The following is a 21099-nucleotide window of genomic DNA, read 5'->3' as shown; positions in this document are numbered from 1 at the left end:
GAATACATCAAGATGGCGGTGGGCGGAGTGTTACGAGTTCGGTGGGGGACAAGAACATCAAGAGCAAGGCGATAGATTGAGCGGCCGAGTTCTACATCAAGATGGCCGGGGATAGCGTGACCGTCCCGAAGGGCGCGTTCGAGGAGTTGATAGCGACGGCGGAACGACAGGGCAGCGTCACGTCCGAGGAGATTGCCGAGGTGCTGGATACCGAGGATTTGCCTGTTGAAGCCGAGTTAGAGAGGTCTATCGGCGAAAGAGGATGATTTAATGTCAATAGCCGGTGTGATTGCGTCAGACTTATTTTTCTCCTTGGAGAAATTCCATCTGCCTCTCCAAAGAGGGTGCAACACTGTGCCGAAAGGTGCTTTATCATGCATTCCTCCGTAGAGAGGCAAAAATGGTAGAAATGATGGTATCTCTTGCAGCGCTGCTCGATCCATTAAGCGAGCATTCGTAGCTCTGTAAGGGATGTCCTAGCAAGCTCAATCCGTAAGACCGGCGGAACTCCGAGCCCTAAAAGGCAGCTCGGTCATCCGGTCACAGTATCCTTTTAAAATCAACTTTGTAGAAGTATCTTTTCGATAGTAAAAATGCTTAATAACGAGAATTAGGACCCGAGCTTGCTTATGAATGGAGACCGGCGGAACCGCCGGGCCCTTATTTCTCCGACTCGCCGACGCAAATTCCCACAGCGAGAGTGATCAAGTCTCGACCGAGGGGGACGCCCGCTAGTAGGAGGACAGTGCCACAGACCACGAGCATCGTGGTCAACGGGATGTCAGAAGCAAGCTCGGTCATCCGTATCAAGTATCCTTTCTTACGACGTATGATATCGCCGGGTGCTAACCGTACACCATTGTATTGTTTGGATTCGAGGTTAATGGATTTATCGTTAGCCTGTCTGTCTAAAATTGGCTGCTTCTATTACAGTAGTCAAGGTTTCTAAAAATTTAATACTGGATAAGTATAGGCCAAGGTACCTCGTACTCATCGGTCTCGGGGTACCAACGCCCGTCCACGACCTCCAACACCTCCGAGACCAACACGCGCGTAATCTTCAGCAGGTTCGACCCGTCCGAACCCACCGAGGAGTACAGCACGACGACGACGCCGCACTGGTGGCTCTCGCGCCGGAGCGACCGGAGGTGATGGAGGTTGAACCGGAGGACCCCCGGATACCCGCTCTCGTCCCTGTAGACCGCGCTCTTGCACTGGTAGTAGGTCCCGTTTTCCTCGGAGACGAGATCGACGTACGTCTTGCGCTCGCCGACGACTCGACAGTCGTACTTGCGGGCCGCCGACTGTTCGGCGTCGATGTAGCCTCTGCAGAACCGACAGACCGAGAGGTAGTCGTCTGCTGGGTTTCCAGAACTCACGCGGACCACCCCCGATTCAGAACAGCGTTACTACTCGCAGAACGTGGTGGAGTAAAACCAGCAAAGACTGCTGGTTTACTTTTAAATGGTATGGGGTCGGAGGGCGCTGGACTAGTTGTGAAGCCGTACTCTCGTCTGTCGATTCTGGTCGATTAGGGGAAGTTTCTCTCATGGGTGGAAAGTCGGGGGTCGGTCGATTGTCAGAACGGTGCGTCGAGAACGTCGAGGTCCTCGGTGTCCGGTCGGCGGCGCTCCAACTCCTCGTCGTAGTTGGGCTTGTCGTAGTAACGCCGGATGGTCTCGGGTTCCGCGGCGACGCGCTTCGCCACGCGGATGTACGAGATGCCGCAGTTGAGTTGCCACGTAATCGAGCCGGTCCGAATCGCGTGGGGCGACCGACTCGACGGACACCGCGAGGACTTCACGCGCTGGGTGAACTCGCAGGTGTCGCGCTTCCGGTTGTGCGGACAGGCCGTGTAGAGGCACGGCTGGGTCGCTTGATACGCCCAGCACCGAATCGAGGACTCCGAAGCCCGGCCGTGGTTCGTCGTGAGCAACGGATTCCGGCCGTTCTCGTCGCGCTTGCTCGGGCGCTCGCGCTCGACCCAGAACTGTAGGGCCTCGGCGACCGGCTCGGCCACCAAGACGTTGCGCTCGTGTTCTTCCTCTTTCTTCAACCGCGTGGGCGGTCGGTGGCGGAACTCAAGCTTCCGCTCGTCGGGGTGCCAGTCCTCTAAGTCGAGCGCGCGGAAGCAACCGATTCGCCCGCCGACGTGCCAGACGAGTTCCAGAATGACGTGCTGGATAGTCCCGTAATGCTTGGTCGAGTCCCGGAAGAACGAGAGCAACTGGCGCGCGTCGTCGCTGTCCAGCTTCTCGTCGCTGGTCTCCTCGCTGCGCGAGAGCGAGGGTATCTCGACTTTCTGGGGCAGGCCCTCGTCGGCGACCTCGATGGAGACGCAGTATTCGAGGAGTTGCCGGAGCGCCGAGAGCTTGCCCTTGACGGTCGTCGGCGCGTTACCGTCACTCTGGACGTAGCGCGTGTACTCGTCGATGAGCCACCCGTCGAGTTCGCGCATGGTTTCGACCTCGTTCTCGTCGGCCCAGTGGACGAAATCGTTCAGGCGATTCCGGTAACTCCGGACCGTCCGGGAGGCGTTCTCGTTCTCGCGCCGGGCGATGAACCGCTCGGCGGCCTCGACCGGCGAGAGGTCGCGGCGGGAGTTTCGGTCAGGCATTGTTCAGTCGCACCTCCTCGGTCGCGCCACAAACGCCGCACTCCGTGACACGGTACGGTTCGCGCGAGGCCCGCGAGTCCGGGTTCTCGGTCCGGATCTCGACGGCGACCTCGTGGGCCGTCTCGCGCTCGCACTCGGCGCACTCCTCGGTGAGTTCCGAGTACGCGGCCGGGGTGTCGGTATCCGGAGTCTTGACGATACCGCCGTCGGTGACGAGTCGGTCGTTTTCGTCGTTCCTTGCCCGGACGGTCACTACGTCCTCGGGCCGGAACGAACGGTTCGTCTTGCAGGGTGTGCCCCCGCCGTGGGCGTAGACGCCCGCGACGACGAAGTGAATCTCGTCGGTGTGGTGCTGGCAGACGGTGTGACCGTCGGCGTCGATAGCGAGCGCGTCGCCGCGTCCGATGACGCCGTTCTCCTCGGGTCCTGCGAGTTGGTCGCCGCAGACGCCGCACTCGATGGGGTAACAGAAGTACCGCCCTTCCAGCCACTCGGCGGTGACTTCCGGTTCGTCCTCCTCGGTCGTAGTCCCGCCGTCGGTGGCGACGCCGCGCCCGCGGTCGAGTGGTGGACGCCGCATCAAACGTCACCTCCGTTGGTCGTGAGACCCACCTGTTCGGCACGGCGCTCGGTGCGCGACTCCAAGAGGTCACGCGCGGTCGCGGTCGTCGCGTACTCGTTCGTCCGGTCGTCCTTCTTGCCCTTCGTCAGAAGCCCGCGCTCGGCGAGACCGTCGAGGTTCTGGTAGAGGCGCGAGTGGTTCAGTTCCTCGTCGTACTCGGCTTCGAGCAGGTCCTTCACTGCGAGGCCCTTCGGGGCGTTGCCGTTGCGCTCCAGCCCGCGAACCGCGTAGAGAAGATCGCGCTCGAACGCGTGAAGGTCCGCGAAGCGGACTCCGGCGCTGGCGTTCATGCGGACCCCTCCTCGCGCATCAGTCGCTGGAGTACGTCATCGAAGGATTCTCGGGGTTTTTTCGCACGATTCAGCCGTTTCCATGTGTCCGTTGAGACGGACACGGTTGTCATCCCCGCCATAGCACTATAGTACTATTATTCAATTGTTATAGTTCTGTTGTTCTATAGCACTCCAGTTCCTGACCTCATCCAAAAACCCATATCCTACAGCGCCGATTGCTCCGACAATGAGCGACGACGTGACATCGATACAGGTCAGCACCGAGACGTGGCAGGAACTGAACGGTCGGAAAGCGCCGGGTGACACGTTTGACGACGTTATCCAGCGACTGCTTGAGCAAGACGAGGAATAGTCTCGCTCGACCGTCGTCGGAATTCGCTTCGGTCCACCAACAGAGCGGTCTCTCAAGCCGACCCCTCCCGGTGGTCGCTCCGGAGGTCCTGATACGGACCGGCGGGCGTCAGCAGTCGGAGGTTATCGCGCTCGTACACCTCGCCGGTCGCTTTGTTCCGGAGTCCGTGAAAGACGCCGTCCGCGCCGAGGTGGCGCGCGCAGGACGGACACCAGAAGTGGTTGTTCGTCGGCTCCCAGTTGCGATGGCCGTTGGGACACACCCACTTCCACCGATCTGACTCGTCTTCGAGACGTATTTCCTCAGACATCTGGGCCGGACTGAGGAACCCACTTGTAAAAGTTCGAATCCTTGCACGAAGTGAAAGTGAAACTATAGCTGAACCGGTCGGCGTAGCTTCGATTTTTTGTTGTAGCGATGCGCGTCGTCGTGCGGGAGTTCCTCCGTACCAGATGACTGATGGTCAACAGACGCTCCCTGGGGTGGGAGGATCTTCTCGACATACTCGATCTTGACATGCTTGAAACCTACCTGTGGGAGGCCGCCGACTTGCTCCGCGGCAGTATCAACGCCTTTGACTACAAGAACTACATCTTCGGCATACTGTTCCTGAAGCGTGTGAAAGACCGCTTTGAGGAGATCGCCGAGTGGCACGACATCCCGAGGAGATCGTCGAGGATGACCGCGACCTCCATGAAGAATTTTAAGTTTCCAAGCGCACTCGTTCGGACCGCATTAGCGCGCAGGAGGACGACATCGGCGCGATGCTGACTAAGACGCTTGAAGCTATCGGAGATGAGAACGACGAATTCGCCGACCGTGTGTTGAGCAGTATCGACTCCAACGACAAAGATCGGCTCCCGGATAAGGTTCTGAAGAAACTCGTCAACCACTTCACCGCCTATCGCTACCGGAATGAGGGCCTCAGAGATCCGGACAGTTCCGGCCGTGCCTACGAGTACCTGATTCGGCAGTTCGCCGACGACGCCGGGAAGAAGGCGACGAGTTCTACACAACTCGCGAGGTCGTCCAACTCATCGTCGAACTGGTCGCTCCACCTCGGTTGGACGAGCTGTGATATAACCTTGCTGATGAAGATATAGTACGAGTCTTAGAGTGCTAATTGAACACTCTCGATCCAGGCGCTCTATGTACTCCCCCGAATACGGTCATGGTTGAGGATTCCACGAAGATAGTGGCTTTCCGGGGTCGTGGTAAATGCAGTTGAATGATATGATTTATATTTGGATAGTATATAGTTGGAGGAGTGGCTGATACACAGGAATTATTTGATGTAGCACGCGACGCCAATCTCCTCAATATGCTCGAATCCGGGCGCGTCGAATTCGAGGGTGCTCCTCTCCAGTTGGGGCACTCCGAGCGTGCACTCCTCCAATACACGCTAAACGGCATTACTAATCGAGATGTCACGTTCGTCGTCAGTCCCATCCAAGGCGACCTCTATCCACTTCTCTCATGTTTCACCTATCAGATTCTCTCTCGAGCCAACCCCGCCCGGTTTGAAATGAACAAGACGTATCCATCATTGCTTTGTGCAAAACAAGGCTACCTGGGTCGATTCAGCTCATTCCAACATGCCGCCAGCACAAAGAATGAGCCGATTATGCGTCGAGAGCCACTCTCACCTAGTAAATTCAAACAAAATAGACCCACATTATATTCAACGCAATCCCCAGAAGATCTTGAATACCGTGGTGATGAGTGGCTCTTCGGGAATGTATTCGTCGACCTGCGAAACGAGAAGTGGCGATCGAGCTTATTGAAATTCGATGGCTTCAACGACCACCACCGAGTGTGTTCATATACGTTTTTCGTAGATCCAGGTTGGGCCGCACGGGACGTTCGTGATAAGTTACCGGATGCGCTCACTGTAAACCGAGAGTGGGTAATGGATGTCGAGCCACCATCGGAGACTGCCAGTAATCCGAGTCCAGTCCGCCGGTACGAGACGATCCTTAACTCGGACTTTGATGTCGAGTACCTGATTTTGAGCGACGAAACGTTCGTCGAAAAGTTAGAATCCCTCTATCATCTCCACAAACAGATCGAAACCGAATACGACGGCTACGTTCGAACAGGCCGCCTGTTCAAAGAACTGAGTGCACTTGCGGCACTTCCCCAGCAGTTTGATGCTACTGCTGGAATGAAATATAGCCAACCCAAACTCGGGCGAATCATTGAAGCTATCGAAGAGCGAGCAGCAGCTGCCAGCGGTAGCGCTCGAGGACTTCTTGGGTCCTTCGCTAATGACGCCCAGGAAATTATAGAGTATCTGTCGGAGAACAACCTCAAGCGAACGACACTCCATTCGGTACTCAATGACGCCGCAGAGTCGAGTAAACCAGTGACGATCGTCACTAAAAACGAAACGCACAAAAATGCGATCAAGACCGATGTTGAGCAATTATCACGTTCCATACCCCCAAACGTCTCGATTAAACACGCGACGGAACTTGAGCCGATGCCCTCACATCAGTTTATCATGCTCGGCCTCATGCCGTACGCCGCAAATGCATTCGAATTCCCGCTCAGTGCGGACCTCAAAATCCTTTGTTACCCAACAGAGTACGACCCTATCAAGAAACGACTCAATTTATCCACGGCAGACTCTCCAACGGACCCCAGTGCAATATCTGGTGAGGTGACTAAGTCGACTGTGAATAGCGATTCAGACCACGGCACTGTGTCCTTCGATTTAGATGATATTAAGGAATCTATCTCTGAAGACATCCTCGAGCAACGTGAAGAGACCTCAGTTGTCGAAAGCAGCGATGGCCAGTCACGTGACCCAGATACATACGTCGTGACATTCGATAATGGCCTCCAGGAGTCCTTCCAGGGTGGGCGTCGGCTGACTACATATAACAAATCGACACATGAAGTTAGAAAACGGCCAGCTCGCACCATTGAAGCTGGTGATTCGATAGTTCGCTTAGGGGATGCGGAACAAGACTTCTATGAGTATCTCAGAGAGAAAGAGAAATCTCGGGGAAATCTCGATGAAAAAGAGCAGCTCGTTGAGTACTGGCGAGATATCCTTAGGACGGCCCGAGAAGAATCCTCCCTTGAGGATATCCAAGCGACACTTGACGAGCATGGCTCGTCGATTGAATCGACAGCCGCGATTCGACTGTGGATCTCTGGAGAAACAACCGGACCACAAGACCCGAAAGACGTACGTCGTGTCTTAGAAGCTTACCAGCCTGACGCGCTCGGCGTTTACGATGAAATCAATACAGCGGTTGAGTGGATTCGAGAGTTCAATGAACAGGTTGGTGAGGAGATCAGGAAGCTGATAGCGGGGGAACTCGATTCTCGCAAATCACTTGACGTCGATGGTGACGTTAGACAAAGGATTATAGAGTTGCGCGAAAAGATTGAAGTAGTTCAGGTGGAGGATGTCCGGAAACAATAACGATCTCGACCCTCAAGCATGCTATCAGGTCGGTGAAGGGCTGTTCAAGCGTGCGCTCAATTACGCATCCGGGAAAGTGAAGGATACATGCTGGGGGCGCCCCGAAACACAATACTACGTCGCGAATCTGTCTCCTGGGTCGATTGACTCTGATGAGGAGTCAGACGACGGGCCGTTTTCTCAGGCACGACCATCGATGATTGGGCTGCGCTGGCAGCCAACACCAGAGCGCTCAAACTACGAGCTCTCTTTTTCCTGTGATGTCTACTATCGCTGTCTGCCAACAATCGATGAAATTCGAGAGAGAAACATCGAACTATCTACTGAAATTTTGTCGAACGAACAGTTCCACCGGCAGTTTGAAATCTCCACCACGATCTCTATCGATTCAATAGATGACGTCTCAGAGTTCGCATCGACGTTCCAATCCGAGATTCGGAGCGCAATCGCAGACAAATACGAGCAAGAGTGCGAGGATCGGATTCCATTCCCAGAGTCGGACTTATCTGATATCGCTAGTCAAGTGGATGCCGAAGGCGACCTGACCGAGCGAGGATATAGTCGGCTGCGTGATGCTGCAGCAGAGGAGTCGCCTATCGATCAATCGTGGTCGGTTGGCTGTCAAATCGACCGGCGGACGCGAGATGTGAAAAGTGAACCTACGGAGATTACTGTCAAAGTCTACAATACGAGCGATGGTGATGCACATGGGTGGTGTCCGTTCTTGTTCAACCAGCGGATTAAGGTCGAAGGCGAATTCCAACAGTACCAGTTTCGGTCGATCCCGAAGGACTACCGGTACGACCGAACGTTGTGGGGGAAAGGTCTCAATGCGACGGTCGACAACTCAGAGTTAGCGTCACTTGACGACTCCTCTTCGACAGGCACACTTGCGACCACTCAAATTGCGACGCATCAAACTTATCGATTTGAGCACCGCGAATATCCTGATGATGTTTCTGATCGAGCCGCTAGTAATGCAGACGCTGCTGTCCAGGGCCGGAAGCATACAGCGTTTAGCGAATTAAACTCTGAACACACCCTTGAACACCTGCGGGTAATCCGTAACGACATGCAAGCGTATGTAGACGACGCCAGGAGTAGCCGAGGTCGGCGCAGCCAACTTGTCGAGGGACTCAATGACGAAGAAATCAGCGAGTTAGATCGTGTTCTGCAGGCGTTTGATTCCGAAATCGAGAACTTTAGCCGCGGGATCGATATTCTCGAAAATCATCCAGAGACCGCACTGCGTGCGTTCCGATTGATGAATCGAACATTCCACGAAGACGAGGAGGAGTTCGACTCGTGGCACGCGTTCCAACTCGTTTTCATCGTATCGAATCTACCGGCCATCGTTGACCGTATGGACAGCGCAAATATTGATGGCGCTCGTCACAATGAGGCAGAAGTCCTCTGGTTCCCCACTGGTGGCGGCAAGACAGAAGCATACCTCGGGTTGATCCTATTCAATTTGTTTTTCGATCGACTACGGGGCAAGGAGCGAGGGGTTACTGCGTGGATTCGCTTCCCGCTGACTCTTCTGGGCGAACAACAAATGGGTCGATTCCTCGAGAAACTCATCGCAGCCAATAACCTCCACGCTAGTGAAGGCCTCAATGGTGAGCGATTCGAACTCGGATACTTTGTGGGAGGTGAGACAACACCGAACCAAATCGAGAAACCAAGCTCCGGACGGTCGAATGACTTTCATAAAACATTCGACGAGGATCATGGCCTCCTCAAAGAGAAGTGCAAACGTGTCGAAGAGTGCCCGAATTGTGGCTCTCCCGTAGAGATCGAGTTCAACCAACAGAATAATCGAGTCAAGCACTATTGTACGAACGACGCAACAGGTGAGGAGGGGTGTCGTGTGGACGAGCTGCCGTTGTACGTGACTGACTACGAGATCTATCGAAAAGTTCCCTCGGTGTTACTTGGAACGTTGGACAAGATCGCAATCACTGGTACGAATCCGAGATTCGCGAATCTACTCGGCAATCACACTACTAAATGTAAGAAACATGGGTTCGGGTATTCTGGGAAGTGCTCGGAAAAGAATACGGTAGGGTGTAGTGGCCCACTTGAGGAAGTTGGTCCGCAGTTTTCAGATCCGATTCCGACGTTGCACTTGGTTGATGAGGTCCACCTTCTCAATGAGGAACTCGGTGTGTTTGCTTCCCACTATGAGACGATGTATCTTGAGCTGTGTAAGAAGAGTGACGGTAAGACACCCAAGATCGTGACTTCAACGGCAACTATTTCTGACCAGGAGGGTGTGACTGACACACCTGCCTACGAGCGCCTCATGCAAGGGTTGTTTTTGAAGGATGCGAACCGCTTCCCAGAGGAAGGCCCGTCGCTGACTGAATCTTACTACGGCGAAATTCAGGAAGACGATCCAGATGAACGGCTCCGGACCTTCTATGGCATCACTCCGAATAACAAGACGCACATTTACGCCGTTTTGGACATTGTCAAGCAGTACCACGAAGCAATTCGTGACGCCCGACAGAACAATACAGATTTCCTGTCAACGACCGTTGGAGATAGGAAGATTACTGCCGAAGAGCGGGCGGAAATCCTGTACCTCTACGAACTCAGTATCATCTATTTCCTCCGGAAGACAGAAAAAGACCGGTTCAAGCGGAGTATCCGAAATCAGATCAGCCGCGAAATAAGGGATGATGGCTATGACGATAACGAATTGGAAATCTCTGAACTGACTGCTGACGTCGATACAACGGGGGTGCTTCAAGAACTCCAGGAGTCACGCAATATGGACTTCGAGGATCGGCATGATCTACTGGCAGCGACAAGCTACATCAGTCACGGGATCGACGTTGATCGATTCAATAGTATGTTCTTCTTCGGGTTCCCCCGGCGTACCTTCCAGTACATCCAGTCCAGCAGTCGCGTAGGGCGTGACTATCCTGGATTTGTGGTCGATATGTTCAGCCCAATCGATAATCGGGATCGACACCGGTACAAGTACTTTGAGAAAACACACGAATATTTAGATCGGAGTGTCGAGGAGACGTCTGTAGCTCGCTGGGCTCGATTTAGCTTAGATAAAACGTTCCCCGGCCTCTTCCAAGCAATCCTTCTCCAGTACTATCGTCCATTGATGCACAGAGAGTACGACGTGAACGTCCAGAGCTCAAAACAGCTGATAAATGTCATACATAACCCGGACCAATACCCGGAATTTGGGAAGAATTCCTTTGAGGAAGTATTGTCGCGGGCGTATGGGGTCGATGGCAAAGTGTCGGGAGATGAACAAGAGTACTTCAAACAGTCCGTAACCGATCGAGTGGAAGAGTACTGGCAGTATTGGCTTGATCATCTCCAGGAGGAGTTCTATACGACGTTCAAACATGACCCGATGCGGAGTCTTCGAGATATTGGTGAGGAGGTTGAGATACGGGTTGATACTGATGCTCGGAATTCCTTTGAAGCATTGACGGGGGGAGACGACTAATGGAGCGAAGCAAGTCCCAAATCCTATATAATTTCCTCCAGGACGATACGTTCGATCACGCTGAAACCGGGATCATCGGTCGCGTGACCGACATCCGGAAGCAGCGCCAGGATAATCCTTTCCCGGACAGGTATTTCATTCAACGGATTGAGGCACAGTTAGGCGATTGGGCGAACGACGTCGAATTCAATGTCGGAAACACCCGAATCGTCGAACCTCGGGCTGTCGAATTCGAGGTATTCCCCCGAACGTTTGAGTGTCCGTCGTGTGGCTATCTCACGCAGTTCAATCGCAGTGAGATGCAGTCGGCTCGCAACGGTACGCTTCGATGTGAACACGATACCTGCAGTCACCAGTTTACTGCACGGGAGCAAGTGCAATTCGTTCAAGTGTGTAAATGTGGGGAGATAGAATCGCTGTACATTCCTGAGAACGGGGAGTATCAATTGAATCGAAGTAGCCGTGGTCTCGCATCGAGTACACTTGAAGGCCCAGGTAGCGAGTCGAGACAGCTCAGCCGAAACATGGGTAAGTGTTATCAATGTGAGAAGAGCGCTCAGGAACAGCGGGTCAAAGTTCACTCAGCCTCCTCGTGTTTCTACCCGCAGCGAGCGACATTCGTCAATGCTGACCGCGAGGAAATCAAACGTATCCAAAACAACTCGCAGTACCAGAAGAACGTTCTCATAGATTACCTTTCAGCAGACGCTACGTCTCAGCCTGCGTCGGCGAATGAAGCACTCAATGACAAAATAAAACAAGCTCTTGACAAGATTGGGCAGGACATCGACGAGGTTGAGGCCGCAGTGGATGATGTCGAAAAAGAACGCGAGCAACAACAAGAGGAAGTTCGCGAGTTCATTGAGGATGCAATTCCGGCCGATCAACAGGCACAATTGAGTGAAGAGATCTTCGAATATCAAGCGCTCGACGAAGACTCGAAAAAGGCAGAGGTGTACTCGCACACGCTGGAGGATTTGATGGAGCGTGCTAGCAGTCAGACACCACAGTTCTCCACTGGAGAATCTGCGACAGTCTATCGTGAAGACAAACTTGAGGAGTTCCTGCAGACCCGCGACGAACTTGGGGTTTCTGAGGTACGACTTCTGGAGAATTTCCCGATCACGACTACGATTTATGGCTACTCGCGGCTCAACTATGAACCCACCAACGGCACCCACTTACGGAAGTTCTCTGGTGAGCACGGCACCGAGATCTATGCTTTGACTGCTGAGGCGGAAGCAGTACAGTTCACACTCGACCCAGCGACGGTCTACGAGTGGCTAATATCACTCCCGTTCGTTGAAGTCGACGAAACAGTCGATACGGACGACGTCCACGAACTCCGACGGTGGTTCTTACAAAAACTTACCCCTTGGGGGGACTCATCGCCGATCCCAAGATTCGACGACATTACACGAGAGAACGAGGTACGGCACGCGGTCTTGACGTTGCTTCACTCCTACTCCCACGTGGTGATTAACGCGATCGATGCTCTCTCTGGGTACTCTCGTGATAGTCTTGTTGAGTATCTGCTTCCACGACCCCTTTCGTTTGTCATCTACAAGCGGTCAGATACAGATTACAGTCTGGGAGCGATCTTCACCCTTATTGAGGATAGGTTTACGGATCTTGCCGAACAGATCCGGAGTGAAGAAGCCGAGTGCTTGTACGATCCCGTCTGTCAGCACGAGGACGGTCACGCCTGTGAAGGTTGTCTCTACGTCTCTAACCTCTCATGCCAGTTCTCAAACCACAGTCTCTCTCGAGCTCCACTCTACGGTGGATCGTACTACGATGGGGACTTTAATAGCTACCTCGAAACTGCCCGAGACCTAGCACCCAACTAACAATGAGTAAGGTATGGTCGAAAATCGAACGTTGGAAAGAACTAACATTCCTGCTCTTGGTTGGACTACCGACTTTAGTTGGCTTAGTGTCTCTCGCTTGGGGGGGGCGAGTGCCTTCTTTGATCGACTCCGTAATCAACAGTATTGAATTCCTAGATATTAGGAGTAGTAATCTGAGGTTCGTATTGACGACCATTGCGACGGCACAGGCGAGCATCCTGGCGATCGTATTCTCAGTGACCTTCTTGAGTGTTCAACTCGTCTCGACGAATTACACCCTCCGGACGCTCGGTCAATTCGACAGTAGCCATCTGTTCTCTGAAGCCTATATTGTCCTCTTCTTATCAATAATATATGACGTGGCGTTAATCGCTTTTCTCCCATGGATACTACCAATCGGGTACCTCTGGTTAGGGATCGGTGCGGGCATTTTGTTCCTCGCGTCCATCTTTTCTCTCGGACTCGCAGTAAATCGGACGCTTAAATTGAGCACTCCCTCGGGCCTAGCGGCGTTCATCCGACAGGCAGCGAATCCTAGAAAGACATTCGCTACCACTAACGGTAGAAAACAAAACAACCGAGGCGACACGAACTCTAATCAACGGCCCACGGACCCGCTTCACTCTTTGATGAACAGTGCCGTCCAGAACGGGGAGACGAATACTGTTAAAGAAGTCCATGAAACGTACGATGACCTCATTGATGATCACTTCGACGTCGTTGATGAAGTTGGTGTGGCACATCCAAGCAAACAACAGCGAACGTGGCGTACGATACTAGGGTTGGCCGATGGACCTGTTGCTAGATCCGCTGTAATTGATCAGTTTAAAAGTGTGATTCAACACGAGTATGAACCATTGTTAATTTCGGCTATCAATTCCGGGAATGAGGAGTGGGTAGCTGACTTTTCCGATGATGTAGCAAGGATTAGTGAACGCTCGTTGGAGAGGCGGTTGCCGGAAATAGCGAAAACCGCATTCATTACACTTCGTTCAGTCAAGAACCCCGGTGACAGGGCTGATTTAACCACAGGTGAGCAACGATGTCTCTTCCAGGCGAGGACAAAAATATTAACAGCGTTAGTAAAGCACGAGTACGACAATACTGCGTGTAATTTCGCTACAACATTGAAAGAGGACTACGAAGCCCTCAATTCGAATGGACAAGAAAGGTCATTAGAAGCTGATCAGGAACGAAAGGCAATCTATCGTGATGGGATTAATGCTGTGTGTCGAGCGTTACAAACGTTGATTGATCGTCGGCAACTATCAGCTATAAGACGCAACCCAACCGGTGGGTATCTTGAGGATGAGAGTTCCAAGACTGACGGTCAATCTCTCTATCGAGAACTCATCAATCTCCAACGAACGTTACACCAGTTAATCGTTTCTGGCGATGATGACGGGTTAGCTGAACTCAAAGAACGGTTCTTTGAGTCATGGGTAGCCATCTTTGAGAGTGCCGATGCAGCTGGCCGCCGTCATTTTATCATTGACAACGTCCGGTATCTTGCGGCGCACATGATTATTGATGATAACGAAGCTCTAGAGTCTGAAGTAGCGTATACGACCTCGATAGAGTTATTTGCCCGCATTTCAATGAGTATTGGGCTTGAGAAAGTGATGCAATTGCTTGCAGGTTGCAGTGAACTGGTTGATAACAGTACGATCGATACTGTCAATCCGATGCGAACCGACACACGGGCAACCAAGCTTATCTCAGAATCTGCTGAAGTCAGCTCACCCACCAAACTATTTAAGACGGCCGAAAATAGAATTCGAGCGGAGTACGAAGCGCTTTTCTGGGAAACATACGGTCATGATACTGTTTGTTACGCATTCAGAGAGCATTGTAGTGATATCTTGGGAGAGTCAGTGACTATCAGAACGAACCTCTCGGACCGAGTGTTCCTGTGTGAGACCGACGACGGTAGATCGATTGTTGTAACGCTTACAAAAGCTTTCTCAGAAGAAACGATCGAAGAAGTCTGTGAAGAGATCGAAACGATCCGTGAGTCAGTGCTGTACGACCGAAGAAATCTCGAATTCCGCATTCTCACCTGTGCTAGACGAGAAACACTCCCAGAAAACCTGAAGAATACGTGTACTGTTGAGGAATGTCGTTTTTCAAACTTCATCGAACAATATCAAGATAATCTCTGATAGCCTACCACGTGTCTACCGTATTGCTGGGCTCGACATTACTGTTTAGAGCTGGCTCAGGTCCTCGACATACTCCTGATAGCGGTGCTGGTACTTTGGGTACTTGCTATCAAGACTGTTTCTGAGGAGTTCCTCATAGTCCTCCTGCTGTGGACCTCGAGTATGCCGAACTGCGACACAGTTCATGAGCAGTGGCCAAGTTGTGTCTTCAAAGAATTCTTTCGTGTGTATGAATCGATCTCTTGGGTTTGTGATGGACTCATCTGGAACAAGCACTGTTTTGAAAGCCAATTTTGAGATTTCCGTGGCGTCCTTTAATGTCTCAGCGAGGGAATTTCGCCACCGCTTCTGCCGCTCAGCTGCTGATTCTTTTCCACTATCGTCCTTCGGATGATCCGCTTCGGTATCCTTTCTGGTGGGAGTACTCTGGGAGCCGGTAGTTCCCTGAGCTGAGTCCACGATGATGACTGTATCGAGCAGGTCTGAGGCGACGGTTTGGAAGAATATTGTCGTCAACTTAGACTCAATCTGCTCAAACTCGTTCAACATACTGATATGGTATTGACTTCCAGAGTCTGCGTCGGCGTAAGTAAGTAGTGATCCGTTGCCATCGTCGGGAGATGGTAATTTCTGTGCAACGTCATCGAGTTGATTCTGTAACTCAAAGCCAGCCGTCAGGAGCCGATGCCGCTCTTTTGGAAAGTGATCTTTGAGTACATCGCATTGAAATTCGCGTTGCGCAATCGCAAGCTCGTGGGGGCGTTTGTGGCTTGGCATATACTCGCTCGCACACTGGACGAGGGGATCAAAGAATGCTTCCAGAGTTCCTAATGATGGAGTGTGAGATGAACGAAGGGTTTGGGCATCATCCCCTCCCCGTCCTCTCACGTTAGGGGACTTCGACCGAGCTTGCAACTCAGAGGGTATCAATGATTGGTGAATAGTGGTTTCGAGAGCGACCTCGGCATAGGACTCCACGTCAGGACCAAGCCTGTTCGTCGCCCCGCTCTCTGATGGATGTGCAAAAAATTGAGGCCCTTCGGAGGTCCACGTATAGGTCAGTGGCAGTGAGTACTCCCGAGTTGCTCGAAGGAGCAACGTTTGTAGCGTTTGGCGTGGAAATGGAAAGCGAGCTATGTTTCTTCGATCGTAGGCTCGCGAACTCTCAATAGCACGCGACAACCCTCGATAGAGATCCTCATAGATCTGGCTCGCTCGCTTTGCAGCACTGTCTCCATGAACGACTCTACGCGACATATTCCAGCCCTCAAACCCAAAACAAATAGACCTATCGCACACCTCACGGCCCAGCTCATTGACTTCCAGGTAAGGACCTAACCGAGAGTCATGTAGCCGCTTACCCTTCGATAGATGTCGTCATACTCTACAACGTAGTTCGCAGCTAATCGATACGCATTTCAAGATTCTCCAGAGGTCGATCTTTAATGGTGCCGTTTGGAAGTAGGATTTCGACCACGCTCAGATTCTACCGTTTCCGAGGCAGAGAATCTTCAGTCGATCATTGAGGTCATCATGCCAGCTCTCAGGCAGGAAATAGTAAAATTACATCCCATATACATCAAAGGGTTTAAATGCGTTTAGTTGAATATCTTTTTGAAGTGAGCTATATACTTTGATAACATGAGGGTTGAACAAATCGACATTACTGTCGGCGAAAAATTCCAGCAGTCACAGTTCGAAGATGTATTCGGTCAGGGGGGCTACGGGAAAGGGAATTGAGATTAGATACGATGATAAAGGCCAGAAATACCTCTGGCTTTTTGCCAAAGAGAAAGGGAGGTACGATGACGATATTGGAACAGAAGAATTCCGTTTTACTGGGGAAGACCCACAGGGGCATGGCGTAGGAAATCCAGGTGAGGAGAGCCAAGAACTGAATAGAGGAAATAAAGCGCTCCGCGATGCCATCGATACTCCGGTACCGATTTTTCTGTTTTACCGATCAATCGATGCAGATCAATGGGAGTACCGTGGTATGGTAGACGTAGTGAGTTTCGAGTACAAACCGCGCGATGGTCGGTACATTTACGAATTCTTACTAAAACCTGTAGAAGAACAGACTGAAACCCATTCTAATTTCGACGTGGATGACTCAGAGCAACCGACCGATTTCCGTCAGTCGTCTCGAACGCAAACTACAGTAAGCCGAATTATTCGGAACACACAGATTGTGAAGGAGTTAAAAAATAGATATGAGCACACTTGCCAAGTCTGTGGTGATCAGCGGCGAGGAAATGATGGTGAGCCGTATGCAGAAGGACACCACATTCGACCGCTTGGACAGCCTCATAACGGGAAAGATGAGAAGTCAAATATTCTAATTCTCTGCCCGAACCACCATGCAGACTTCGACTACGGACGAATTAAAATTGATCCTGAGACATACCAAACTCACCACAAAGACGAGTCAGAAGTCGATGGGAACAAACTGACGATGGAGGAGGGTCACGAAATAGAGAGTCAATATCTCCGATATCAGAATCAGGGACTCGCCCAGTTTGATTAAATGTGATAGCTACCCACCCGCAATTACAGTGAAATAGGCCGTGATAGAAGATAACGAAAATTTATTACTTCCGTTCCGGTTTAATGGCTTTTATGTCCCTTGGTACAAAGTAGAAACGTATGAGCATACGTGCTGTCGATCTATTCTGCGGGGCAGGTGGTCTTACCTACGGCCTTCAAAAGGCGGGAATCGATGTTCGCGCGGGCTTCGATATCGAATCAGAATGTAGACATCCTTATGAGAAAAACAGTACAGATGCGGAGTTCATAGAAAGCGATATTTCCGAGGATGTATCTCCCGAGGATATCGAATCGTATCTTTCATCCGATGAAGCAGATCATACTCTGATAGCTGGTTGCGCACCGTGCCAACCATACTCGAAAATGAGTAATGGAAACGAGAAGCAGGCAGATAGTCATGAGAAATGGGGACTCATGGAGGATTTCGGCCAACTGATTGCTGATGTAGAACCAGATTTAGTAACGATGGAGAACGTCCCACAGGTTCAAGAACATGAGCCTTATGAGGATTTTCAATCTCGATTAGAGGATTTGGGCTATACTATTTGGGACAAAGTGGTGGAGTGTCCTAAGTACGGAGTTCCTCAAGAGAGAAAACGGCTCGTTCTCTTAGCTTCCAAATATGGGCATATAGAACTACAAGACCCTACTCATGACCCAGAAGAAGCAACAGTGAAGTCCGAATTTGAGAAGTACGATTTAGCAGAACTTGAAGCAGGTGAATCATCGGAGGAGGATTTCCTTCATACTTCTCGTGACCTTTCAGATAAAAACATTAGGCGCATTCAGAACTCCGAGCCCGGTGGAACTTGGGAAGACTGGGCCGATGAGCTAAAACTAGCCTGTCACAAGAAGGACAGCGGTCGAAAGTATACTGCCTCGTATGGACGAATGCAGTGGGAGGAACCTGCCCCAACAATTACTACGAGGTTCTTCAATTATGGGAGTGGTAGATTTGGTCATCCTGAGGAAGATCGGGCAATTTCGGTCCGAGAGGGAGCGATACTTCAGACATTCCCGAAAGACTATGCGTTTGTTGAATCGGAAGAAGACCTCAGTGTACAATCGATGGGGAGACTAATCGGTAATGCTGTTCCAGTTCGTCTGGCAAAGGCAATCGGAGAGTCTCTGGTTCAACACGCCAGTAACAAGGGACCTCAAAAGAGACTTCAAGCGACTGATTAGATCGGGGGAATACATGTCTGAAACCGCAGTAATCACCGTAGAACGCGATGATCGGATGAATGAGGAAGGTCTGAGCGTCATCCAAAGTAGCATTATCAATCCTATCGGAAAGCTACCGGAAGGTGCTTTTGAACGCGTCCAAGAAGAGATTCAGTCTGCATACGAGAAGACCGATTTGAGGAACGGAGAGAAACGAGAAGTCGGTGAAATCGAGTACGAACCGTCGAAAGACGGTGAAATCATCGACATTCGGATTTCGTAAAAAGACTTTACTGACGAATATCGAGTGTAGATACGAAAGGCTACCGCGACGACTACACAATCCGTCTACCCCGCAGATTTAACATGCACCCGGTTTCTCTCGGTCCTACATGACTACGCTCCAGACGCCGTTTCCCTACGTCGGCGGCAAGTCCCGACTCGCCGACTGGATCTGCGCGCACCTCTCTGACCACCAACGCTACGTCGAGGTGTTCGGCGGCGCGGCGTCGGTCCTGTTCCACAAGACTCCCGCGCCCGAGGAAGTCTACAACGACCTGAACACCGACTGTACGCACTTCTTCGAGACCGTCCGCGACCAGCCGGACGCACTCGCCGACTGGCTGGCCGACGTGGACTACACCGAGGAGCGGTTCGACCACTGGGCCGACGCCTACTTCGCTGGCGAGCGGGCCGACGCCGCGGTCAAGCGCGCCGGGCGCTTCTACTTCCTCCGGTACGCTCAGTACAACGCCGCGATAGCCCACCGGTCGGGCTTTCGAGCGGGCGAGAAGCGAGCGCGCCGCTGGCGGAAAGCGCGGTCGCGCGGCCGACTCCGGACGCTGGCCGACCGCTTCGCCGGGGTCGAAATTCGCGCGCTCGACTGGCGCGACGTGCTGGCCGAGTACGACGACCCGGACGCCGTGTTCTACCTCGACCCGCCGTACCTCGGGCGCGAACACTACTACCGCGCGACCGAGTTCGCCCACGACGAACTCGCGGACGCGCTGGCCGACCTCGACGCCGACTGGCTGGTCTCCTACGACGACCTGCCTGCGGCGCTGGCGGACCGCGAGGACCTGTTTGTCGTCTCGACCGACCACAACCACCACATGGGTGCGTACTCGAAAGACGACTGTAGCGCGACCGAGCGACTGGTCTGTAACTTCGACCCCGGCGTCGCCGACGACGACCGCGGACAGACGGACCTCGCGGCCTTCGGCGACTAATCGCGCTCGTGCGGTACTACGCACGGACGCGACTCGTCGAGTGATTCTATACGAACTGTCTACCACGACCGACTCGCCGTCGACGCGCTCGGTAGACGAATCGTCTACTGCGACTCGCGGCCGCGAGTAGACGAAACGTATATTTGTAACCCGGTTCGTCCGAACGCCATGTCAATCGAACTGACGGAAATCGACACCTACGCCGAGACCTTCCGCGTCGAGTACGAGAACGTCGCCTCGCCGCTGGGCGGCACGACCCGATTCTACCTCTCGGAGGTCGAAGGACGCGAGCGCGTCGAGGTCGGCGACGGTCCGGACGGACGCCGGAATGCCCGGACGCTGGCGGCGGCCCTCGCCGCGGCTGGCGTCGAATCGCTCGACGTGCTTCCGCCCGAGTTCGGACCGAGCGCCCACGACGGCGACGAGTGGGAAGCGTGGGCCGACGACTCGTTCGCGGTGCCTGCGAGAGTCGCCACGGCCTCGCGCGCCGCTATCGCTGGGTGGCTGAAGGTCGTCCACCGCCAGCGCGAGGACTGGATAGCCAGCGAGGTCGGCGTCTCGGAGGACACGGTGGTTCAGTACCTGAGCGACCTGCGGGAAGGACGGCGGTAAAACGAACTTTTCGGCGTCTCCGAATTCAGTTGTCGGCAGTAACGGTTACGTCGAGTAACGCGCTCACTCGGTTCCGACCGACCAGTTTGTCTCGGCCTCGACCGGCAACTCCTCGGTGCCCAGCACGTCGGCAATCTCCTCGGGCGTCACCGAACCCTGCTCGACCGCGCGTTCCATCAATTGCTCTATCGCGCCGACCGGCACGGCCGTGGTGTCCCCGGACATCTTCAGGTAGTAATCGGACGCGGCGTCGAGCGCAGTCGATTTGTGGCCCTTCCCGGTCGCTTCTTTCAGGTTCTCCCACTTCCGTTTCCGCGTTTCGGTGGCTTCGATTCGCATACTCGTTGCACAACCTCCCCGTGGACCTAGTATTCTGCGGTCACTCAAACTCGGATAGTATATAAACGGGGGTCGGGGAGCGGCGTGATCACTTCGGAAGTCGAGCGGAGTTTCGACGGGGAGGGTCGCTCGTTGCACAACCGATTTCGTTCGACTTGTGCAACGAGCGAGATTCGTTTCTCTCGACGCCTAACCCCGAGAAGTTGCGTGGAGAAAGGATTCCGGACAGAATTGATTTTCACCCATACAGTTAAGCCAAAAGGTAATGAGTAACTGTTTCATGGGTTGTGTGTTCTGCTCAAGACCCGAGACAGACTGGGGGGTATTCGATGATAATACTGGGCAGAAAGTAGGAGCAGTTTGCCAGAAACATCGAAAAGAGTTCAAAACGCCCACAA

The 21099-nt window shown here is 52.9% G+C and carries 21 protein-coding genes; 13 read left to right on the top strand and 8 right to left on the bottom strand.

From position 1 onward, the window contains the following. Positions 1-101: 101 nt before the first annotated feature. On the top strand, positions 102-266 hold the full coding sequence (locus EP007_RS17615) for a hypothetical protein (protein ID WP_166035616.1): 165 nt from the start codon (positions 102-104) through the stop codon (positions 264-266). 687 nt (positions 267-953) lie between these two features. Here EP007_RS17615 and EP007_RS14665 read toward each other — a convergent pair. The 5 genes from EP007_RS14665 to EP007_RS18300 form a co-directional block, all read right to left on the bottom strand. Further along, on the bottom strand, positions 954-1379 hold the full coding sequence (locus EP007_RS14665) for a hypothetical protein (RefSeq protein WP_128478362.1): 426 nt from the start codon (positions 1377-1379) through the stop codon (positions 954-956). A gap of 200 nt (positions 1380-1579) precedes the next feature. Further along, entirely contained in the window at positions 1580-2617 is a 1038-nt protein-coding gene (locus EP007_RS14660) for a tyrosine-type recombinase/integrase (RefSeq protein ID WP_128478361.1), read from the bottom strand. Next, complete coding sequence (locus EP007_RS18305) at positions 2610-3197, bottom strand: DUF7835 family putative zinc beta-ribbon protein (RefSeq protein WP_368408082.1); 588 nt, start codon at positions 3195-3197, stop codon at positions 2610-2612. Before EP007_RS18305 ends, EP007_RS14660 begins: the two co-directional genes overlap by 8 nt. Next, on the bottom strand, positions 3197-3529 hold the full coding sequence (locus tag EP007_RS14650) for a helix-turn-helix transcriptional regulator (RefSeq protein WP_128478360.1): 333 nt from the start codon (positions 3527-3529) through the stop codon (positions 3197-3199). Before EP007_RS14650 ends, EP007_RS18305 begins: the two co-directional genes overlap by 1 nt. Then, positions 3526-3642: a DUF7557 family protein gene (locus EP007_RS18300; protein ID WP_128478618.1), complete on the bottom strand. Its 117-nt coding sequence runs from the start codon at positions 3640-3642 to the stop codon at positions 3526-3528. Before EP007_RS18300 ends, EP007_RS14650 begins: the two co-directional genes overlap by 4 nt. Before the next feature lie 116 nt (positions 3643-3758). Between EP007_RS18300 and EP007_RS17980 the strand changes: the two genes are divergently transcribed. Then, a complete protein-coding gene (locus tag EP007_RS17980) occupies positions 3759-3884 on the top strand; it encodes an antitoxin VapB family protein (protein WP_238398280.1) in 126 nt (41 codons plus the stop codon). Between the two features lie 52 nt (positions 3885-3936). Here the strand turns inward: EP007_RS17980 and EP007_RS14640 are convergent, their stop codons facing one another. Beyond that, positions 3937-4194, bottom strand: a complete 258-nt coding sequence (locus EP007_RS14640) for a hypothetical protein (RefSeq protein ID WP_128478359.1) — start codon at positions 4192-4194, stop codon at positions 3937-3939. A gap of 149 nt (positions 4195-4343) precedes the next feature. On the opposite strand from EP007_RS14640, the gene EP007_RS17975 reads away from it, so the two are divergent. The 6 genes from EP007_RS17975 to EP007_RS14615 all read left to right on the top strand — a co-directional run bounded on the left by EP007_RS17975 (position 4344) and on the right by EP007_RS14615 (position 14810). Continuing rightward, positions 4344-4655, top strand: a complete 312-nt coding sequence (locus tag EP007_RS17975; RefSeq protein ID WP_243700397.1) for a type I restriction-modification system subunit M N-terminal domain-containing protein — start codon at positions 4344-4346, stop codon at positions 4653-4655. Then, on the top strand, positions 4649-4987 hold the full coding sequence (locus EP007_RS17970) for a hypothetical protein (RefSeq protein ID WP_243700396.1): 339 nt from the start codon (positions 4649-4651) through the stop codon (positions 4985-4987). The genes EP007_RS17975 and EP007_RS17970 overlap by 7 nt, the downstream gene beginning before the upstream one ends. A gap of 164 nt (positions 4988-5151) precedes the next feature. Further along, positions 5152-7320: a DrmE family protein gene (locus EP007_RS14630; protein WP_128478358.1), complete on the top strand. Its 2169-nt coding sequence runs from the start codon at positions 5152-5154 to the stop codon at positions 7318-7320. Beyond that, complete coding sequence (locus EP007_RS14625) at positions 7304-10798, top strand: DEAD/DEAH box helicase family protein (RefSeq protein ID WP_128478357.1); 3495 nt, start codon at positions 7304-7306, stop codon at positions 10796-10798. Before EP007_RS14630 ends, EP007_RS14625 begins: the two co-directional genes overlap by 17 nt. Further along, positions 10798-12648, top strand: a complete 1851-nt coding sequence (locus tag EP007_RS14620) for a hypothetical protein (RefSeq protein ID WP_128478356.1) — start codon at positions 10798-10800, stop codon at positions 12646-12648. Before EP007_RS14625 ends, EP007_RS14620 begins: the two co-directional genes overlap by 1 nt. A gap of 629 nt (positions 12649-13277) precedes the next feature. Further along, positions 13278-14810 carry a hypothetical protein gene (locus EP007_RS14615; RefSeq protein WP_166035614.1) on the top strand — a complete coding sequence of 511 codons (1533 nt, stop codon included), beginning with the start codon at positions 13278-13280 and terminating at the stop codon, positions 14808-14810. A gap of 45 nt (positions 14811-14855) precedes the next feature. Here the strand turns inward: EP007_RS14615 and EP007_RS14610 are convergent, their stop codons facing one another. Next, entirely contained in the window at positions 14856-15359 is a 504-nt protein-coding gene (locus EP007_RS14610) for a hypothetical protein (RefSeq protein ID WP_128478354.1), read from the bottom strand. Positions 15360-16512: 1153 nt separating this feature from the next. Between EP007_RS14610 and EP007_RS14605 the strand changes: the two genes are divergently transcribed. The 5 genes from EP007_RS14605 (at position 16513) to EP007_RS14585 (ending at position 20362) form a co-directional block, all read left to right on the top strand. Then, positions 16513-17337, top strand: a complete 825-nt coding sequence (locus EP007_RS14605; protein ID WP_128478353.1) for an HNH endonuclease — start codon at positions 16513-16515, stop codon at positions 17335-17337. A 119-nt stretch (positions 17338-17456) separates the two neighbouring features. Next, positions 17457-18542, top strand: coding sequence for a DNA cytosine methyltransferase (locus EP007_RS14600; protein ID WP_128478352.1), 1086 nt, complete (start codon positions 17457-17459; stop codon positions 18540-18542). A gap of 13 nt (positions 18543-18555) precedes the next feature. After that, complete coding sequence (locus EP007_RS14595) at positions 18556-18804, top strand: hypothetical protein (RefSeq protein ID WP_128478351.1); 249 nt, start codon at positions 18556-18558, stop codon at positions 18802-18804. Positions 18805-18913: 109 nt separating this feature from the next. Beyond that, a complete protein-coding gene (locus tag EP007_RS14590; RefSeq protein ID WP_128478350.1) occupies positions 18914-19750 on the top strand; it encodes a DNA adenine methylase in 837 nt (278 codons plus the stop codon). Positions 19751-19918: 168 nt separating this feature from the next. Then, positions 19919-20362 carry a hypothetical protein gene (locus EP007_RS14585; protein WP_128478349.1) on the top strand — a complete coding sequence of 148 codons (444 nt, stop codon included), beginning with the start codon at positions 19919-19921 and terminating at the stop codon, positions 20360-20362. A 63-nt stretch (positions 20363-20425) separates the two neighbouring features. Here EP007_RS14585 and EP007_RS14580 read toward each other — a convergent pair whose 3' ends face one another. Beyond that, a complete protein-coding gene (locus tag EP007_RS14580; RefSeq protein WP_128478348.1) occupies positions 20426-20701 on the bottom strand; it encodes a hypothetical protein in 276 nt (91 codons plus the stop codon). Positions 20702-21099 lie beyond the last annotated feature (398 nt).

Origin of the sequence: Halorussus pelagicus (assembly GCF_004087835.1) — an archaeon.
GTDB classification, from domain to species: Archaea; Halobacteriota; Halobacteria; order Halobacteriales; family Haladaptataceae; genus Halorussus; species Halorussus pelagicus.
Note: the sequence above shows the minus strand (reverse complement) of the source record. Positions and strands in the feature narration are given on the sequence as shown.

What these genes read in the sequence shown, in the direction of transcription:
- EP007_RS17615 (WP_166035616.1), top strand. Translation starts at nt 102, where the DNA reads ATGGCCGGGGATAGCGTGACCGTCCCGAAGGGCGCGTTCGAGGAGTTG.
- EP007_RS14660 (WP_128478361.1), bottom strand. Translation starts at nt 2,617, where the DNA reads ATGCCTGACCGAAACTCCCGCCGCGACCTCTCGCCGGTCGAGGCCGCC.
- EP007_RS18305 (WP_368408082.1), bottom strand. Translation starts at nt 3,197, where the DNA reads ATGCGGCGTCCACCACTCGACCGCGGGCGCGGCGTCGCCACCGACGGC.
- EP007_RS14650 (WP_128478360.1), bottom strand. Translation starts at nt 3,529, where the DNA reads ATGAACGCCAGCGCCGGAGTCCGCTTCGCGGACCTTCACGCGTTCGAG.
- EP007_RS18300 (WP_128478618.1), bottom strand. Translation starts at nt 3,642, where the DNA reads ATGACAACCGTGTCCGTCTCAACGGACACATGGAAACGGCTGAATCGT.
- EP007_RS17980 (WP_238398280.1), top strand. Translation starts at nt 3,759, where the DNA reads ATGAGCGACGACGTGACATCGATACAGGTCAGCACCGAGACGTGGCAG.
- EP007_RS14640 (WP_128478359.1), bottom strand. Translation starts at nt 4,194, where the DNA reads ATGTCTGAGGAAATACGTCTCGAAGACGAGTCAGATCGGTGGAAGTGG.
- EP007_RS17975 (WP_243700397.1), top strand. Translation starts at nt 4,344, where the DNA reads ATGGTCAACAGACGCTCCCTGGGGTGGGAGGATCTTCTCGACATACTC.
- EP007_RS17970 (WP_243700396.1), top strand. Translation starts at nt 4,649, where the DNA reads ATGCTGACTAAGACGCTTGAAGCTATCGGAGATGAGAACGACGAATTC.
- EP007_RS14625 (WP_128478357.1), top strand. Translation starts at nt 7,304, where the DNA reads ATGTCCGGAAACAATAACGATCTCGACCCTCAAGCATGCTATCAGGTC.
- EP007_RS14620 (WP_128478356.1), top strand. Translation starts at nt 10,798, where the DNA reads ATGGAGCGAAGCAAGTCCCAAATCCTATATAATTTCCTCCAGGACGAT.
- EP007_RS14615 (WP_166035614.1), top strand. Translation starts at nt 13,278, where the DNA reads ATGAACAGTGCCGTCCAGAACGGGGAGACGAATACTGTTAAAGAAGTC.
- EP007_RS14610 (WP_128478354.1), bottom strand. Translation starts at nt 15,359, where the DNA reads ATGTTGAACGAGTTTGAGCAGATTGAGTCTAAGTTGACGACAATATTC.
- EP007_RS14605 (WP_128478353.1), top strand. Translation starts at nt 16,513, where the DNA reads ATGTATTCGGTCAGGGGGGCTACGGGAAAGGGAATTGAGATTAGATAC.
- EP007_RS14600 (WP_128478352.1), top strand. Translation starts at nt 17,457, where the DNA reads ATGAGCATACGTGCTGTCGATCTATTCTGCGGGGCAGGTGGTCTTACC.
- EP007_RS14595 (WP_128478351.1), top strand. Translation starts at nt 18,556, where the DNA reads ATGTCTGAAACCGCAGTAATCACCGTAGAACGCGATGATCGGATGAAT.
- EP007_RS14590 (WP_128478350.1), top strand. Translation starts at nt 18,914, where the DNA reads ATGACTACGCTCCAGACGCCGTTTCCCTACGTCGGCGGCAAGTCCCGA.
- EP007_RS14585 (WP_128478349.1), top strand. Translation starts at nt 19,919, where the DNA reads ATGTCAATCGAACTGACGGAAATCGACACCTACGCCGAGACCTTCCGC.
- EP007_RS14580 (WP_128478348.1), bottom strand. Translation starts at nt 20,701, where the DNA reads ATGCGAATCGAAGCCACCGAAACGCGGAAACGGAAGTGGGAGAACCTG.